12 protein-coding genes are annotated in these 17,561 nt (G+C 53.4%); 4 read left to right on the top strand and 8 right to left on the bottom strand.

Annotation, left to right across the window (positions count from 1 at the left end; translation table 11 throughout):
- Positions 1 to 15 precede the first annotated feature (15 nt).
- The 6 genes from GS398_RS18210 to GS398_RS18235 all read right to left on the bottom strand — a co-directional run bounded on the left by GS398_RS18210 (position 16) and on the right by GS398_RS18235 (position 11,362).
- On the bottom strand, positions 16 to 3,531 hold the full coding sequence (locus GS398_RS18210; RefSeq protein WP_160908237.1) for a PAS domain S-box protein: 3,516 nt from the start codon (positions 3,529 to 3,531) through the stop codon (positions 16 to 18).
- 85 nt (positions 3,532 to 3,616) lie between these two features.
- Positions 3,617 to 4,936 (bottom strand): BNR repeat-containing protein, encoded by a 1,320-nt coding sequence (locus GS398_RS18215; RefSeq protein WP_160908238.1) that lies wholly within the window; start codon positions 4,934 to 4,936, stop codon positions 3,617 to 3,619.
- 94 nt (positions 4,937 to 5,030) lie between these two features.
- Complete coding sequence (locus tag GS398_RS18220) at positions 5,031 to 6,467, bottom strand: TolC family protein (protein ID WP_160908239.1); 1,437 nt, start codon at positions 6,465 to 6,467, stop codon at positions 5,031 to 5,033.
- Complete coding sequence (locus GS398_RS18225; RefSeq protein WP_160908240.1) at positions 6,460 to 9,627, bottom strand: efflux RND transporter permease subunit; 3,168 nt, start codon at positions 9,625 to 9,627, stop codon at positions 6,460 to 6,462. The genes GS398_RS18220 and GS398_RS18225 overlap by 8 nt, the downstream gene beginning before the upstream one ends.
- Before the next feature lie 180 nt (positions 9,628 to 9,807).
- On the bottom strand, positions 9,808 to 10,890 hold the full coding sequence (locus GS398_RS18230) for an efflux RND transporter periplasmic adaptor subunit (RefSeq protein WP_160908241.1): 1,083 nt from the start codon (positions 10,888 to 10,890) through the stop codon (positions 9,808 to 9,810).
- A 106-nt stretch (positions 10,891 to 10,996) separates the two neighbouring features.
- A complete protein-coding gene (locus GS398_RS18235) occupies positions 10,997 to 11,362 on the bottom strand; it encodes a hypothetical protein (protein WP_160908242.1) in 366 nt (121 codons plus the stop codon).
- 433 nt (positions 11,363 to 11,795) lie between these two features.
- Here GS398_RS18235 and GS398_RS18240 point away from each other — a divergent pair, with 433 nt between their 5' ends.
- The 3 genes from GS398_RS18240 to GS398_RS18250 are packed head-to-tail and all read left to right on the top strand — an operon-like array spanning position 11,796 to position 14,839.
- On the top strand, positions 11,796 to 14,039 hold the full coding sequence (locus tag GS398_RS18240) for a heavy metal translocating P-type ATPase (RefSeq protein ID WP_160908243.1): 2,244 nt from the start codon (positions 11,796 to 11,798) through the stop codon (positions 14,037 to 14,039).
- 10 nt (positions 14,040 to 14,049) lie between these two features.
- Positions 14,050 to 14,265: a heavy-metal-associated domain-containing protein gene (locus GS398_RS18245; RefSeq protein ID WP_160908244.1), complete on the top strand. Its 216-nt coding sequence runs from the start codon at positions 14,050 to 14,052 to the stop codon at positions 14,263 to 14,265.
- A 10-nt stretch (positions 14,266 to 14,275) separates the two neighbouring features.
- Positions 14,276 to 14,839 (top strand): helix-turn-helix domain-containing protein, encoded by a 564-nt coding sequence (locus tag GS398_RS18250; protein WP_160908245.1) that lies wholly within the window; start codon positions 14,276 to 14,278, stop codon positions 14,837 to 14,839.
- A 30-nt stretch (positions 14,840 to 14,869) separates the two neighbouring features.
- Here the strand turns inward: GS398_RS18250 and GS398_RS18255 are convergent, their stop codons facing one another.
- Entirely contained in the window at positions 14,870 to 16,135 is a 1,266-nt protein-coding gene (locus GS398_RS18255; protein WP_160908246.1) for a cation:proton antiporter, read from the bottom strand.
- Positions 16,136 to 16,236: 101 nt separating this feature from the next.
- Positions 16,237 to 16,671, bottom strand: a complete 435-nt coding sequence (locus GS398_RS18260; protein WP_237488242.1) for a winged helix-turn-helix transcriptional regulator — start codon at positions 16,669 to 16,671, stop codon at positions 16,237 to 16,239.
- 29 nt (positions 16,672 to 16,700) lie between these two features.
- On the opposite strand from GS398_RS18260, the gene GS398_RS18265 reads away from it, so the two are divergent.
- The gene (locus GS398_RS18265) at positions 16,701 to 17,561 is read left to right on the top strand and encodes an SDR family oxidoreductase (RefSeq protein WP_160908247.1); all 861 of its coding nucleotides are present in this window, start codon (positions 16,701 to 16,703) and stop codon (positions 17,559 to 17,561) included.

Consider the following 17,561-nt stretch of genomic DNA (forward strand, 5'->3'; position numbering starts at 1 on the left):
TGAAACAGTTTATTATTACCCCAGAAGCGTGAGTACCAGGCCAATCTCTTCGCGGATCTTTCCGGCCAGTGCCACCAGATCCTCCTGGTAGCCCGTCTCTTCCAGGTGCTCCAGCTGTTCCGCAAGCACCGATAGCGCCGGCAGGCCGGTAGACACCGCCGTTCCGTACAACTTATGTCCCATGCTTCTCAATTCCTTCACCGGCTGTGTTAATATGCCGTTATTTAACGCCGACAGTGTAAGCCTGAGCTCTGTCCTGGTGAGGGAGAGCACTTCATCCATTACGACAGGGTCATTACCGATGTAATTTTCAAGCTGCGTAATGTCAAAATGTGCGGCCTTGTCTGCCGCAGCGATCTTCTTATCGGGCAGCCATTTCTTCAACAGGAGTGTGATCGTTTCTTCTACTATGGGTTTCACCAGGAAATCATCCATCCCTGCCTCAATGCATTTCTCCTTCTCACTTTTCACGTTGCCGGCAGTGAGCGCAACGATAGGGACATGCGTTCCCTGCTCCAGCGTTCTGATCCTGCCGGTCGCTTCATAGCCGTTCATTTCGGGCATTTGTACATCCATCAGCACCAGGTCGGGAAGCCGGTTCCTGCAGTAATTCACGGCTTCGGCTCCATTTTTACACTCGATCACCGTTGCATGGGGCGCCACCCGCTGGATGAGGGTACGGGCCAGCAGCATATTTACGTTATTATCCTCGGCCACCAGGATACTGATCGGGCCGACTAATTGTTCGTGCCCTGGAACCTGTTCATTCCCGGTATTTGCCGGGCTCTCCTTCCTGTGCAGACGTGAAAGTGCGGTATAAAGGTCCTGCATCTTGATGGGTTTCACCAGGCGGTGACTCACTTTAAGCTCTTCACAGGCCCGGATCACCTTCTCATCATCAGAAGAACTATACAGCAGGAGGATGGGGAGCTCTTCCGGCGTGCCGTAAAAATTCTCCCGGATCTTCCGGATGGTTTCCAGCCCGTCCATATAAGGCATGTGGTAATCCATCATTACCACGTCGAACTGCTCACCTTTTTCCAGGTAATGGAGCGCTTCGAGCCCGTTTTTGGCGGCCGTGCTCCGGATGTCTTTCAGCAGCAGCATCTGCTCCACGATCATCCTGTTGTTCTCATTGTCGTCTACGATCAGTACGTGCCTGATCGGCTCCAGGTTTTCCCAGTGCTCCGGTTCTCCCTGCTCGGCTTTCAGCACAATATCGAAGTAGAAGGTGCTGCCTTTGCCCGGTGTACTTTCCAGCTGCAGGTAACTGCCCATCAGGTGCAGCAGCTTGTTAGAAATGGTGAGGCCGAGGCCGGTTCCGCCATACTTTTTGGTGGTCGACCCGTCCTCCTGCGAAAAAGCTTCGAATATCTTCCGCTGTTTTTCGGGCTTAATGCCGATCCCGGTATCGCGCACGGCGAAACGGAGCGTGATCTGGTCGCCGGTATTGGCCAGCGCTTCTATTTTCATCTCAATCTCTCCCCTTTCGGTGAATTTAGAGGCGTTGCTCAGCAGGTTGATCAGCACCTGTTTCAGGCGCACCGTATCTGTCCAGATAAACCGGGGCAGTTCCGGGGGAATGTTCAGGAGCATTTCCAGTCCCTTGGTCTGGATCTGGTAGGTAATGATATCCGTTGCCTGCGATCCCAGCTCGTACAGGTCGCATTTTTCGATCTCCAGCTCGAGCTTGCCTGCTTCTATCTTCGAAAAGTCGAGGATGTCGTTAATAATACTCAGCAACGCGCCTGCCGATTGGTTAACGATGGTGAGGTATTGCTGCTGGATCTCGTTGAGCCCGGTTTTCAATACCAGGTCGGTAAAGCCGATCACCCCGTTCAGTGGTGTACGGATCTCGTGGCTCATATTTGCCAGGAACTCTGATTTGGCCACGCTAGCCTGCTCGGCCTGTAGTTTGGCAGCCTCCAGCTCGCCCCGCTGGCGTACGCGTTCTGTAACGTCCTGGGTAAAGATCATGATGCCGCCAATCACGCCGTCTGACCGGTACCAGGGCCTCATTTCCCAATTGGTGTACTTTTCTGACCCGGTGTTGCCGGCAATGTGCTTAAACTCGTCCTGTTTCTCTATGGCGCCATGCAGGATACGTTGATGCCTCGCTTTGCTTTCCTCGGGCAGCCCCGGGAAAACGTCATAATAGGAAACGCCCGCCAGCTCGCGGTCATGCAGGTTATAATCTTCGATCCAGCAGTTACTTACCGCGGCGAACCGCATATTTTTATCCAGCATCGCCACTGCGGCGGGGGCATGCTGCACAAATGCGGCCAGGCGAGCCTTTTCGGTTACCAGCGCGTTCTGTATCTGCTGCCGTTCCGTGATATCTACTGCATTACCGATCACGTAGCGTTCGCCATCCTGCGTGGTCTGCAGGATATTGCTGAACATCCATACCAGCAGTGAGCCATTCTTGTGGCGGGTCACCATCTGACCTTTCAGGCTGCCCGCTTTTTGTATCTCTGCAAGGTAGGCCGATAAAAGCGGGTGTCTTTCTTGGGGGACAATATCAAAAAGGCTCCGCGCCGTGATCTCCCCGGGGGTATAACCCAGCATGGCGGCGCCGGCCGTGTTTACCGAGAGAAAATTTCCTGCAAGGTCATGCGTGCACATTAGTCCCTGCGAGTTTTCGAAGAACGCCCTGAAACGCGCCTCACTGGCAGCCAGCTGCGATTCTTTGGTTTGCTCGACGGTAATGTCGCGACCAATAGCAAAGATAAGCTTCGTGGGTGCCTCGGGCGCCGCTACCCAGTGTACGGGCTTGTATTCGCCGGCGGCGGTTTTAAAACGAAGGGTAAAGCTAACCGCTTCCTGTGTATCCGACAACTTTTGCAGCGCGGTCACCGTATGGGCGTGATCATCCGGATGAAGAATATCGAACAGCGTGTTTTTTAACAGGAACGCATCGTCGTACCCCAGCATTTTCTTAAAAGCGGGGTTCACTTTCCTGAAAACGCCGCCGGTTTCCACTATGCAGATCAGTTCGTCGGAAAACGTAAATACCTTTTCGAAGATCTTTAGCTCTTCTTTTTGCCGCCGTTCTACGATGAGCGACATCACTTCCTGCGCCAGCAGCTGCATAGACCGGCGTTGTTTTTCGGTGAGCTTATTGGGCTTGGTGTCTATTACGCACAGGGAACCAAGTGCATAGCCGTTCGGATCGATGAGGGGATACCCGGCGTAAAAACGGATATCCGGAGCGCCCGTTACCAGCTTATTTTCTTTGAAGCGGTCGTCTTTGGTGGCATCGTTCACCTCCAGGGGGACATCCGTCATGATCACATGTCCGCAGAAAGCGAGGTCGCGCGGAGTTTCATCTGTCGTAATCCCTACTTTCGACTTAAACCATTGCCGGTCTTTATCGATAAAGGATACCAATGAAATAGGCATATCACAAATAAGTGATGCAAGTTCGGTAATACGGTCAAACTCCTCTTCGGCCAGGGTATTTAAGATCTGGTATTCCGCAAGGGCTTTTAACCGTTCCGTTTCATTTGCCGGTATTGGGTAGGTGCTCAATGCCTTTTATCTTATATACGCTTTAAAGCTGATAAAGATTTAAATGAACTCACCATTTTTGTTCAGTCCACCGGCAAAGGGTGGCTTAAAACTTCCAGCTTAACACGTAAACAGGCTGCGGCGCAAGCTCTTTTACCGTTTCGCCATCACCCTGCTCCACGTTTTCTACAAAGATGTCGAGCCGGTTCTTTTGTTTCCAAAGCTCCGTATCGTAGCTGGGTTCCCAGGAGCCTACGCCAAAGCTGGTGAGATCCGAGGTCGTCCAGGCTCCCTTTTCCAGGTCGGAAGAGAAAGCGATCGACACCTTAGCGCCACGTTCTTCATCGCGGTAGATCATAGCCGCGCGTTTTACGCCATTCTTTTCGCTAACCACTAACTGCGGGCGCGCTATCGGGATGCGTTTTGTTCCCCCGCCGGAAAGGCTGAAGGGCGTTTTTCGTTCAGAGATCTGCTTAACCGTCCACTGCGTTCCATCGTGGTATACCAGCCGGTATTGCGGGACATTGGCGTCAGGAGATCTCCAATAAGTGGCAATGTAGGGCCGGCCCAGGTTATCCGCGGCCATGGAGGTGCTGTTAATCAGCTCGCTGTTTTGCGGGATGCGGGCGGCATATTCGGCGGTAGCGGCGGTAATGGGCAGCTTGTATCGTTCGCCGGTGCTTTTTTCCCACGTTTTTCCTCCGTCTTTCGAGCGGGCATAGCAAAGATCGTGGTTGGTGGCCACATCGCCGGTCTCACGCCAAACCCACGACAGGTGTATGGTACCAAGATTATCCGTTGTCATTTGCCAGTACGCGTTGCGCCGGCCCTCACCATTTATCCAGCCATCCTGCACCTGCGTCCATTTCTTTTCTTTTACGTTGTAGCGGTTCAGCATCAGGTCGCCGTTGCCCGACTGCCCGTCACGGTAGAGGAACATCAGGCCGCCGTCGGGCAGGCTGTAGAACTCCGGGTAGGTGGCGTTCTTTTCCTTGATCCCGGTCATCGGCATTTTCGCGGTAAGCTGCAGCGAGCCGGGACGGACGCTTCTGGCATAGTTGAGCGGGTTATTGTGGTGGTCCCAGGATACGTGAATAAACCCGTCGCCGTCCAACATAATACTGATCGAACGATGTGCATCCATCGCGTTACCCTTGAATTGCGTGATGTGGCTCTCCCATTTCCCGGCGCCGCTTTTTCGTTTGGCGAGCACCAGCCGCTGGTCACCATCGTAGAACGCCGTGTATTGGGTACCTTTAAACGTGACCAGTGAGTTATGACGAAAAACCACAGTGTTTACCGAGTTCCTGGCCCAGGCATCGGCGACCTTCACCAGTTTAACGTGTTTGTCCTGTGCAGATGCCGACAGGGCGGCCATCCAAAACAGGATGAACAGTTTTCCGAAAATTCCGCGTAAAGGCGCCATAATAAAAGGTTGAGTTTGGGCAAAGCTAGTGAATTAGTGATAGCAAGTTTATTTAACAGGTTAATATCCTGACAAGCTTGTTTGATATCTTCAGCTATTTCCACCCTCCTCCAAGGTCCCTGTACACATTTACGATGGCATTCAGCTGCCCCTTTTTGGTCTCGATCAGCTCCAGCCTCGACTCGAGGGCATCGCGCTGGGTCATCAGCACTTCCAGGTAGTCGGCGCGGGCCGATTTAAACAGGTCGTTCGATATGTCGATCGATTTCGTAAGCGCATCCACTTGTTTCGATTTCAGGTCATAGCTTTTCTCCAGGTTATCGATCCTGGAAAGCTGCGTCGATACCTCCAGGTAGGCGTTCAGGATGGTCCGCTGGTAGTCATACATCGCCTGCAGCTGCCGGGCATTGGCGTTGTAGAACTCCGCTTTTATCGCGTTGCGGTTCACCAGCGGTCCCGCCAGGTCGCCGGCCAGGGAATACAGCATCGACTCCGGAAATTTTACCAGGTACGAAGGTTTAAACGCCTGGAACCCCAGTGCGGCCGAAATGCCGAACGACGGGTAAAACTCCGCGCGGGCCACCTTTACGTCCAGCCTCGCCGCCATGAGTTCCAACTCGGCCCGTTTAAGGTCCGGTCTGTTGGCCAGCAACTGCGATGGCACGCCGGCGTGGATCGCCGCAGGCATTAATCCAAAGAAATCGCTTTTGTCTCTCGGGATCTCCTGCGGGTACCGCGCCAGCAGGAAGTTGATCTTGTTTTCGGTCTCTTTGATATTCTGAAGAATCTCGAACTCCAGGCTCTGTGAGTTGAGCACCTCCGCCTGGAACTTTTGCACCGCGAGCTCCGTTACGCGGCTGGCTTCTTTTTGCACCTTTACGATCTCGAGGGCATTCTCCTGGAGACCGATGTTCTGCTTCACCATCTCCAGTTGGTTGTCGAGGGCCAGCAGCTCGTAGTACGAATTGGCCACTTCGGCAACGAGGTTGGTGAGCACGAAGTTCTTGCCCTCAACCGTCGCCAGGTACCGGGTTACCGCGGCTTTCTTCGCGGTACGCAGCTTTTTCCAGATATCGACCTCCCAGTTCGCGTAGACGGCGGCGGTATAATCCATCAGCGGGTCGGGCGTTTCTTTACCGGGCGCGATCTCCGTAGATGCGTCGCCTGCGCCCTGGCTGGTGTAACGGCCCACTTTTTCGACGCCTATACCCACTTTCGCGCCCACTGTGGGCAGGATCTGTCCTTTACGAAAGCGGATGTCGTTCTTCGCCATCTCTATTTCCTGGAGCGTGACGTTCAGCTCCTGGTTATTTTTAAGCGCCGTGTCGATCAGGGCTGCCAGGTGCGGATCCGTAAAGAAACTCCGCCAGGGCAGGCTCGCGGTGTTGGTGGTATCGCGGCTGATGTTATACGCGCCGGGAACCTGTTTATTTTCAGTCGTCTGCACGATCGCGGGGACCTTGCAGCTGGCAACGGCCAGGGATAAGCCCAGCAAGCCGATGCACGTATGTATCTTATTGATCTTATACATTATGGTCAATTTCTTCGGTTAACGGATTTTCTTCTTCCTCTTTTACAAGCACATGTCGCTCTGAGATCTTGCCGAATATGTAATACAACCCGGGGATAATGATTACGCCGAAAACAGTCCCGATAAGCATGCCGCCTGCTGCAGCCGAGCCGATGGTGCGGTTACCTGTAGCGCCGGGACCCGAAGCGAATACCAGCGGGATAAGCCCGGCGATAAAGGCGAACGACGTCATCAGGATCGGGCGGAACCTCACCGCCGAACCCTCAATGGCGGCTTTTAATACCGAATCCCCCGCACGGTGCCGCTGCACGGCGAACTCCACGATAAGCACCGCATTTTTGCCCAGCAGGCCGATCAGCATCACCATGGCCACCTGGGCATAGATGTTATTCTCCAGCCCGAAGATCTTAAGCAGCAGGAAGGCACCGAAGATCCCGGCCGGGAGCGACAGGATTACAGGGAACGGCAGCACAAAGCTCTCGTATTGCGCGGCGAGGATCAGGTACACAAACCCGAGACAGATCAGGAAAATATAAACCGCCTGGTTACCGCGGGCCACCTCATCCGCCGAGATCCCCGCCCAGTCGATGCCAAAGCCGCGGGGGAGCTTCGCCTTTGCCACTTCGTTAACCGCCTGGATGGCAGAACCGCTGCTGTAACCCGGCGCCGCAGCACCGCTGATCTCCGAAGCGTTGTACATATTATGGCGGGTGATCTCCGACAAACCGTATACCTTTTCTATCTTCATGAAGGCAGAAAAAGGCACCATCTCCTCCTTGTCGTTTTTAACATACAATTTCAGGATGTCTTCCGGCAGCGCCCGGTATTGCGGCAGCGCCTGTACCATTACCTTGTACTGGCGATCGTATTTAATAAAGTTGGTTTCATAATTACTTCCCACCAGGGTGGAGAGCGTATTCATGGCATTTTCTATAGTTATCCCTTTCTGCTGGGCGATGTCGTTATCGATGCGCAGCATATATTGCGGGAAACTGGCGCTGTAAAAGGTGAACACCGACGATAATTCGGGCCGCTTTTCCAGTTCGCGCACGAAATCGCGGCTTACGGTTTCCATCTTTTTATAGTCGCCCGACCCGGCTTTGTCCAGCAAACGCAGCTCGAAACCGCCCGCAGCCCCATATCCCGGCACGGCCGGCGGCTGGAAAAATTCGATGGTGGCACCCGTAATGTCCTTCGACTTCTCTTCCAGCTCCTTAATTACCTCCTGTACGGAGTGCTTGCGCTCATCCCAGCTTTTGAGGTTGATCAGGCAGGTTCCCGAGTTGGCGCCCGTGCCTTCCGTAAGGATCTCATACCCGGCCAGGGAGGACACGGATTGCACGCCTTCAACGTCTTCTGCGATCTTCTGCAGCTTCTCGGCGACCTGGTTGGTGCGCTCCAGCGATGATCCCGGCGGTGTCTGGATCACGGCGTAGAACATCCCCTGGTCTTCGTTCGGGATGAACCCGGAAGGCAGGCTGTTGTTGAGCAGCCACGTACCGGCGCAAAACGCGATCAGCATCACGAAAGTGACTACCCGGCGGTTAACGATCGCGCCCAGCAGCCGCCGGTACCTGCCGGTAAGGTTATTAAACCAGCGGTTAAAGCCGTCGACGCCTTTGTTAAGGACCGTTTTCTTTTTAGGTTTTCCGTGTGTATTCTTAAGCATCATGGCGCAAAGGGCCGGCGTTAGCGTTAACGCAACTACTCCCGAAAGGATAATGGAGGTCGCCATGGTGATGGAGAACTGCCGGTAAAAGATCCCTACCGGCCCCGACATAAAGGCGACCGGGATAAATACCGCTGCCATTACGAACGTGATGGCGATAATGGCTCCGCTGATCTCGTGCATCGCTTCTTCCGTGGCCTTAAGCGGCGAAAGATGTTTCATTTCCATTTTTGCGTGCACCGCCTCGATCACCACGATGGCGTTATCGACCACGATCCCGATAGCCAGCACCAGCGCGAACAAGGTGATGAGGTTCAGCGTGATCCCGAAATAGCTCATGAACACGAAGGTACCGATAAGCGATACCGGCACCGCAATGGCGGGGATCAGCGTAGAGCGCCAGTCGCCCAGGAACAGGAACACCACCAGGCCCACCAGGATGAACGCTTCTACCAGCGTGTGCACCACTTTTTCGATAGAGGCATCGAGGAACTTGGAAACATCATAACTGATCTCGTAATCCAATCCCTTGGGGAAGGAGCTGGCTTTGATCTCCGCCATTTTTACCTTGATGTTCCTGATCACCTGGCTCGCATTACTACCGTAAGACTGCTTTACGGTGATGGCGGCAGACGACCGCCCGTTCAGGTTGGAATAAAGGTCATACATAGAACTGCCGAACTCGATCTGCGCCACGTCTTTCAACCGCAGGATCTCCCCTTTGGAAGTAGACCGGAGGATGATGTTCTCATACCCTTCTTTGGTATTAAACCGCCCGGGATACTTAAGCACATATTCAAAGGCCTGTGAGCGTTTACCCGAGCTCTCCCCGGTTTTACCGGGCGACGCTTCGAGGCTCTGCTCGTCCAGCGCTTTCATTACCTCTTCGGCCGAAATCTTATACGCCAGCATCCGGTCGGGTTTTAGCCAGATGCGCATAGCATACTCGCGGTTACCCAGGATATCGGCAACACCTACGCCATCTACCCTTTTCAGCTCGGAAAGGATGTTGATATCGGCGAAATTGAAGAGGAACTTTTCGTCCATATGCGGATCCTTACTGTACAGGTTAATGTACATCAGCATGTTGGATTCCTCGCGGGTGATCTTCACCCCTTCGCGTACCACCAGCGGCGGCAGCTTGTTTACCACCGAAGCTACGCGGTTCTGGATATTTACCGAGGCCTGGTTAGGGTCGGTTCCCAGGTTAAATACCACCTGGATGGTAGCTTCGCCGTCGTTACCCGCATCGGAAGCCATGTACTTCATGCCGGGCACGCCGTTAATAGCCCGTTCAAGCGGGATAAGTACCGCCTTGGTCATGAGCTCCCCGTTGGCGCCAGGGTATTCTGCCGTAATATTCACCTTCGGCGGGGAAATAGACGGGAATTGCGTAACCGGCATCTGTGTGATCGCAAGCACCCCTAAGAAGGTGATAATGAGCGATATCACGATAGACAGAACCGGTCTGTGAATGAATTTATTGAACATGTGAGTGAGTTGTGTAAATGATGATGGAATGGTTGCCGGTGATGAGTGATCAGTTGTCAGTTATCAGTTGCCAGTTGCCAGTTATCAGTTGCCAGTTACCAGTTCAATCGCCTGTAGCTATGGGATAGGAACTGATCACTGACAACTGACAACTGATAACTAGTTACCGGCAACTGATAACTACTCCGCTTTTAACCTCAAATGCGCCACTACTTCCCTGGGCGCCAGGTATTCGAACTCGATCCTGTCGTCCTCTTTTACCTTCTGTACGCCGTCGAGGAGGATCTTATCCGTTCCGGAGATACCGCTTTCGACCACGTAGAGATCGGGCATTTTACTGGTAATGGTGATCTCGCGCGACTTGGCCTTTTTATCGGCACCGACCACGAAGACATAGATTTTGTCCTGGATCTCGTAGGTAGCCTTTTGCGGGATGATCAGCGCATTGCGCAGCGGCACGGTCATCTGTACTTTGCCGGTTTCGCCATGTTTTAGCAGTTTGTCGGGGTTGGGGAATTTAGCCCGGAAGGCAATGTTGCCGGTTTCGCTGTCGAACTCGCTTTCAATGGTTTCAACATCGCCTTTATAGGGCAGCGGCTGGTTATTGGCCAGCAGCAACCCTACCTTGTTGTTGGCGCGGTTCTTAACGTTGGTTTGGTAGTCGAGGTACTCAGGCTCAGATACATTGAAGTACGCAAATACCTGGCTGTTATCTGATAAGCTCGTTAACAGCTCGCCTTCGTCAACGAGACTTCCGAGCTTCAGCGGAATACGGTCTATCGTTCCGGCGAACGGCGCCCTGATCTCGGTAAACGAAAGGTGCAGTTTCGCCAGCGCCACTTCGGCCTTTGCCTGTTCTACCTTGACCTGTGCCAGTGCGAACTCATTTTTCGAAACCACGTTTTTATCGGCAAGCGTTTTAGTGTTCTGCAACTCGATCTCCGCGGCCTTTTGCTCGGCTTCGGCCTTTAACAGCTCAGCCTCATAAAGTTTTGGCATGATCCTGAATAACAGCTGACCGGCCTTCACGAACTGCCCCTCATCTACGTAGATGTTTTGGAGGTAGCCTTTTTCCTGTGCGCGCAGCTCGATGTTTCGTACAGACCGGATCTGCGAAACGTATTCTTTGGTAAACGACGTGTCGATCTTCAAAGCGCTGGTGACCGTATACTTACCGGTTTCTTCTTTTATTTCTTTTTTAGACGTGCAGCTTGCGTAGCACAGTATGGCAAGCGCGCCTGAGAGGATTACAATTCTCTTCATGGTGTTAATGGGAGTGATTAAAGTGAGTGGAAAGCGTAAGGCTTCCTGGCAGTGAATCGATAGATTACTGGTATTCTGCGTAAGGGGAGGGAGAAAGCGGATCTTATCAGATCCTTAAAACGCGTTGAAGGATGTATTTACCGGCAGGTGTTCCCGATAAAAGCCAGCAGGAAGGCAGGCGATTTTTGAAATAGCTAAAAAAATAACTTAAAATAAACAGGTACGAAAGCGTAAAAAGATACTTGGCCAGCAGCACATATTTCCGGCCGAGCAGCAGCTCTTCTTCCTCCTCTTCTACATTAACGAGGTACGCGTTATCCTTTGTTAAGCTGCTGGTTTTGGAGATGATAATTCCCTGGCTTACCTCGTTAAAGCCGGTTTGCCGGTTATAGCCGGCAGAAACGACCGGGAAGCGCGGAACAGGCTTGTGATGAGCACCCGCATGTAGCTGGCCTGACCCAATTAACAGCAAAATAAACAGGGATCGGAAAAATATAATTGCAACTTTCATCTACGGCCCCAAAAATAGCAAAAGTTTGAGAGCAGAATCAATTCTGATGCCCTCTTCTTAAAAAGTTCATACAATATTCATCTGGTTTGGGCGCCTAACCACAAAAAAGGCGGATCCGGGAGGGGATTCCGCTCCAACCGGCCGCCAAAAGCGATGGCCGGCCCATATATGCGCTCTTTTTCCGGGTTATTTTTCAAAAACGGATGGCAGCAGGTCTCATCCAGGCATACCTGTTCCGCTTAGGGTGACAAACAGGCCTCTCGGCAAAACCTACCCTGCGGTACCAGGTGGCCATATACGAAAAAGAATAAAGCACGCGCATCATAATTCTGCATCATTTCCTCAGAATGATATATCGATTATCGTTTCCATTGGGCGTACTTTTGTACCAGCAATGAAAACTACCTCCGCGAACGAATCAAAGACGGCCACTTTCCCGGTTACCGGCATGTCATGCGCTTCCTGCGCAGGCAGCGTACAATCCATGCTGGGCGCGCAAAAAGGCGTAGCACAGGCAGCGGTGAATTATGCCACGCAGTCTGCCAGGGTAAGCTACTATCCGTCGGTGATCAGCCCGGAGGAATTTAAAAGAGTGGTCCAGGGCATTGGTTACGACCTGATCATAGATGAATCCGGGAACGGCAGGGCGCAACAGGAAGAAGACCAGGCGCGGCGTTACCAATTGCTGAAGCGCAGAACCATCGCGGCGTCGCTGCTCACCATACCGGTAGTGATCCTTGGAATGTTCCTGATGGACCTCCCGTACGCCAATTATTACATGCTCGTGCTCACTACGCCCGTGGTGTTTGTTTTCGGGCGGAGCTTCTTCCTCAATGCCTGGAAACAAGCCGCCCACAACCGGGCGAACATGGATACCCTGGTGGCGCTAAGCACCGGTATCGCCTATATTTTCAGCGTATTTAACACTTTTAATACCGGGTTCTGGCATCGGCGGGGATTTCATCCGCATGTTTATTACGAGGCCGCGGCGGTGGTGATCGTGTTCATCCTGCTGGGCAAGCTACTGGAAGAACATGCCAGGTCCAACACCTCTTCGGCCATCAGGAAACTGATCGGGCTGCAGCCGAAAACCGTAAGACTGGTTACCCCTGCCGGCGAAACGGAAGTACCCGTAACGGAGGTGCGCGTAGGCGATAAGGTCCTGGTCCGCCCCGGCGAAAAGATCCCGGTAGACGGCATCGTGTACGAAGGGGAATCTTACGTCGACGAAAGCATGATCACCGGTGAACCGGTAGCCGTTGCCAAGAGGAATGGCGGGCGAGTGTTCGCCGGCACCATCAACCAGAAAGGAAGCTTCCGGTTCGAAGCGGGTAAAGTCGGCAGTGAAACGATGCTGGCACAGATCATTCGTTTGGTGCAGGAGGCCCAGGGCTCCAGGGCGCCGGTACAAAAACTGGTGGATAAGATTGCCGGGATCTTCGTGCCGGTGGTATTGATCATCGCGATGCTCACACTTGCCGGCTGGCTCCTGCTGGGCGGCGAACAAGCGCTTACACAGGGGCTGCTCGCTATGGTCACCGTGCTGGTAATTGCCTGTCCCTGCGCATTGGGCCTTGCCACGCCAACAGCCATTATGGTGGGTATCGGGAAGGGCGCCGGCCATGGCATCCTGGTTAAAGATGCCCAGGCACTGGAGCTTGGTTACAAGGTAAATGCCATTGTACTGGATAAAACCGGGACCATTACCGCGGGGAAACCCGAAGTGACCGAGCTGTTATGGTTGGAGGAGGCCAATAATGATGCAGATCACCTGGCGGGAATCCTGCTCGCGCTTGAACAACGCTCAGAACACCCGCTGGCAGAAGCCATCGTCCATTCGCTGGAAGCGGAAAACAGGACACCGGCACCCATCACGGCCTTCGAAAGCCTCACCGGCAAGGGTGTAACGGCTTGGGCAGACGGCCGCGTTTATTTTGCAGGCAGCCGTCAATTATTGTCGGCGCAGAACGTCCCCGTGCCCGCAGATATTACTGCCAGGATAAGCCAGCTGCGCCAGCAGGCGAAAACGGTGATCTATTTCTTTTCAGAGCAGCAGCTTCTTGCGGTAGCGGCCATCGCCGACGTGATCAGGCCTGCCTCCCGCGAGGCGGTGAACCAGCTGCAACGCCTTGGAATCGAGGTATACATGCTTACCGGCGACGGTGAACAAACAGCCGCGGCGGTAGCGCAGCAAACCGGCATCGCCCATTACCAGGCAGAAGTACTGCCGTCGGAGAAAGCAGCATTCGTGAAAAAACTGCAGCTCGAAGGCAAAACCGTAGCCATGATCGGCGATGGAATTAACGATAGCCAGGCGCTGGCACAAGCCGACGTGTCTATCGCGATGGGCCGCGGGTCGGATATCGCGATGGATGTGGCGAAGATCACCCTGGTGGCCTCAGACCTGGCGCAGGTACCACGGGCCTTAAAGCTATCGAAAGCCACCGTCCGCACCATCCGGCAGAACCTGTTCTGGGCATTCATTTACAACCTGGTGGGCATCCCCATCGCAGCGGGGATACTTTACCCGGTAAACGGCTTCCTGCTAAACCCCATGATCGCCGGGGCGGCTATGGCGCTCAGCTCGGTATCTGTAGTAGCCAATAGCCTGCGATTAAAAATTACAAACCTTAACTAACACCTGTACCATGGAAACGCTGAAATTTAAAACCAATATTAAATGTTCCGGCTGTGTGGCAGCCGTTACTCCCGGGCTAAACAGTCTCCCTGAAGTGGAAAGCTGGACGGTTGACCTCGAAAGCGCAAACAAAATACTGTCCGTGTCCGCATGGGAAGGCCTCGCTGCCGGATCCGTAAAGGAAGCGCTCCAAAAAGCGGGCTATAGTGCAGAACAGGTCGATTAATTGATACAAGATGGTCCTGACAATTAAAAACATGGTTTGCGACCGGTGCATCATGGTCGTCCGCCAGCAGCTGGAGCACCTGGATCTTACCGTACACAAGATCTCGCTGGGCGTAGTTGAAATCGCGCCGGAGCCCGACGATGCGCAGGTGGCAGAAATTGCGTCGTCCTTAAAGATCCTGGGTTTCGAACTGATCGATACCGGGAAAGACAAAATTATAGCGCGCATCAAAAACATCGTGATCGGGCTGATCCACCATAGTGAAGCGGAAGAGCTGAACATAAACTTCTCACAAGTGCTCAGCGATCAGCTAAACCGCGATTACACCTGGCTGAGCCGGCTGTTCTCCGAAAACCAGGAGATCACCCTGGAGAAATTCATCATCCAGCAAAAAATAGAGAAAGTAAAAGAACTGCTGCAATACGGCGAGCTTACGCTGACGGAGATCGCCTACCGCCTCGGCTACAGCAGCACTTCCCACCTCTCAAGCCAGTTTAAGGCAGTTACGGGCAATTCAGTGACCGCCTACAAAACGTCCGTGGAGAAGGACCGGAAACCTATTGATAAAATTTGAGGCTAAAAGTCTTCCGCGATCAGTTCGCGTTCATGGCAGCTGTGGTTTCCTGCCGGACCACGCGACGAGGTCGAGCAGCGGCGCGGTCATAAAGGTGGTGGTAAGCGCCATCAGCACCAGCATGGCAAATAATACCGGCGACAGGATGCCCATGCTGTAGCCGATATTCAGCACGATGAGCTCCATCAGCCCGCGGGTATTCATTAAGGCGCCAATGGTCAGCGAATCATGCCATGACTGGCCGGTGAGTTTCGCCGCAAGCGTGCTTCCCCCGAATTTACCGATGATGGCCACCAGCACCAGCGCCGCGCAAATTAGCCAGTGGGAGGCATCGTTCAGCAACCCGATCTGTGTTTTCAATCCCGTTAAAGCGAAGAAAAGCGGTAGCAGCAACAATTGGCTCACATCGGCAATCTTGCCGGGCAGCTGTTCGCGGATACCCGATTTCCGGGGCATGATCACCCCGGCGAGAAATGCGCCGAATAATGCGTGGACCCCTATCGCTTCGGTGGCAAACGCGGATACCAGCAGCACGAAAAAGGCACTCATTACCACTACCTGCTTCAGGATGCCGGACGATGTGGCATGCTTATCGGCAAATCTCCTGATCCCCGGGCCGACCACATAAAACATCACCAGGACGAACGATGCCGAAAGTACCAGTGTAACCAATACGCCCGTTGCTGATGTGACTTTGGCCACGGCCACTACTACGGCGAGGATACACCACGCGGTTACATCGTCGAACGCCGCACACGCGAGCACCAGGGTGCCCACGCTCGTTTTTGTTAACCCGCGGGCCTGAAGGATCCGCGCAAGTACCGGGAAAGCGGTAATGCTTAACGCGATCCCCATAAACAACGCGAACGCCAGGAACCCGACACCCGCAGGCGCTAAGCCGCGGTAGATAAAATACGCCGCCCCTACTCCCAGCAAATAGGGAAAAATGATACTGGTATAACTAATAACGATTGCGTGGCGGGCTTTATCTTTCAGCTTGCCTAAATCGAGCTCCATACCTGTAATAAACATAAACAGGATCAGGCCGATCTCACTCAGGAATTGGAGATTCCCCAATGAGCCGGCGGGAAAAAGCAGGCCGGAAAGCCCCGGCAACAGGCGTCCCAGCAGCGAGGGCCCTAAAACGATCCCGGCGATCATCTCGCCGATCACCGGCGGCTGCCCTATCCGGGCGATGAGGGCGCCGAAGATCCTGGCCACTACGAGAATGGCGATGATCTGCAGCAGGAGCAGGCCGAGGGGACTCAATACCGGGTGTAACAGGGCCATCTTCATAAGGCAATATTAGGCAAAATATATGGTGAGGCGCCTCAGCGTCCGCCTGGCGGATGCACCATGCCAGGAATTTTAAATATGGATCGGACGCCTGCCCCGGCTCACTCCAGGATCTTCTTCCGGTGATTCGCGCCCCACTCCGCCATTTCGTTAATTACCCGCTGTAAAGTGCGGCCATAGTCCGTCAGCGAATACTCCACGGTCACCGGCTTGGTATCAAATACCTGCCGGTTAATCAATTGGTTCTCTTCCAGTTCCTTCAGCACCTGCGAAAGCATCTTTGCACCTACGCCATCCACTTCCCGCTGCAGCTCCATAAACCTGCACTTACCAAGGAAACTGAGCGAGGCGATCACCGAGATCTTCCATTTCCCGTTAATAAGTTCGAGGGTATCGTGGATGGCGCGGAGCTGGCTTCGGCAGGCGATAGATTTTTCGTGCTTAATGGCTTTTGCGGTCATGGTTTCTGCGGGGAAATCGGTTTCATTTTGGAAACTACTTTCAAAAGTAAAGCGGATGACTGAGATTTGCATCATCGATTTTTACTTATTTAATTCTTAACAATATGATACTCGTTACAGGAGCTTCCGGACATTTGGGAAGCGCAGTCATTGATTTCCTTTTACAAAAAGTTCCGGCTTCGCAGCTGGCCGTATTGGTACGCTCAGAAGAAAAAGGCACCGCCTTTAAAGAAAAAGGGATTACCGTACGCACAGGCGATTACCTCGACAAAGACTCGCTCGTAACTGCTTTTAACGGCGTAGAGAAGCTGTTATTTATTTCTTCCAGCGCCCTCAACGGACGAAAAGCCCAACACCTCAACGTGGTAAGCGCGGCGCAGCAAGCAGGTGTAAAATTTATTGCTTACACAGGCGTGGCTACCACTAAAACCAGCGGTTCTGCTTTCCAATGGTTCCTTGATGACCACTTTGATACAGACCAGGCCATCCGCGAGTCGGGAATCACCTACGCCCTGCTGCATCACACCCTGTATGCCGATTTCCTGCCGGTATTTACCGGGCCAAAGGCGGCCGATACGGGCATCCGCCTCCCGGCAGGAAATGGCGCGGTACCCTTCGCAGCAAGGACCGACATGGCCGAAGCCGCCGCGAACGTAATAACCGGTGCAGCACACGAAAACAAGGAGTACAACATCGGCCTTCCGGTAAGTTATTCATTCGCGGAGGTGGCGAAACTCCTTTCCGAAGTATCAGGCAAAGAAGTAAGTTATACCGATATTCCCGCCGATGCCTTCAAAGCCTTCCTGGAAAGCATCCACCTCCCAGAGGAAGCCATCGCAGTAAGCGTCGGGTTTATCGCCGCCATCAAAGCCAACGAGCTCGACACACCCTCCGGCGACCTGCGGCAACTACTGGGTCGCGAACCGAAATCGCTTAAAGAAGTGATCGCAGCGGTGTATAAATAA

The organism is Hufsiella ginkgonis (genome assembly GCF_009834915.1).
In the GTDB taxonomy this organism is placed as follows: domain Bacteria; phylum Bacteroidota; class Bacteroidia; order Sphingobacteriales; family Sphingobacteriaceae; genus Hufsiella; species Hufsiella ginkgonis.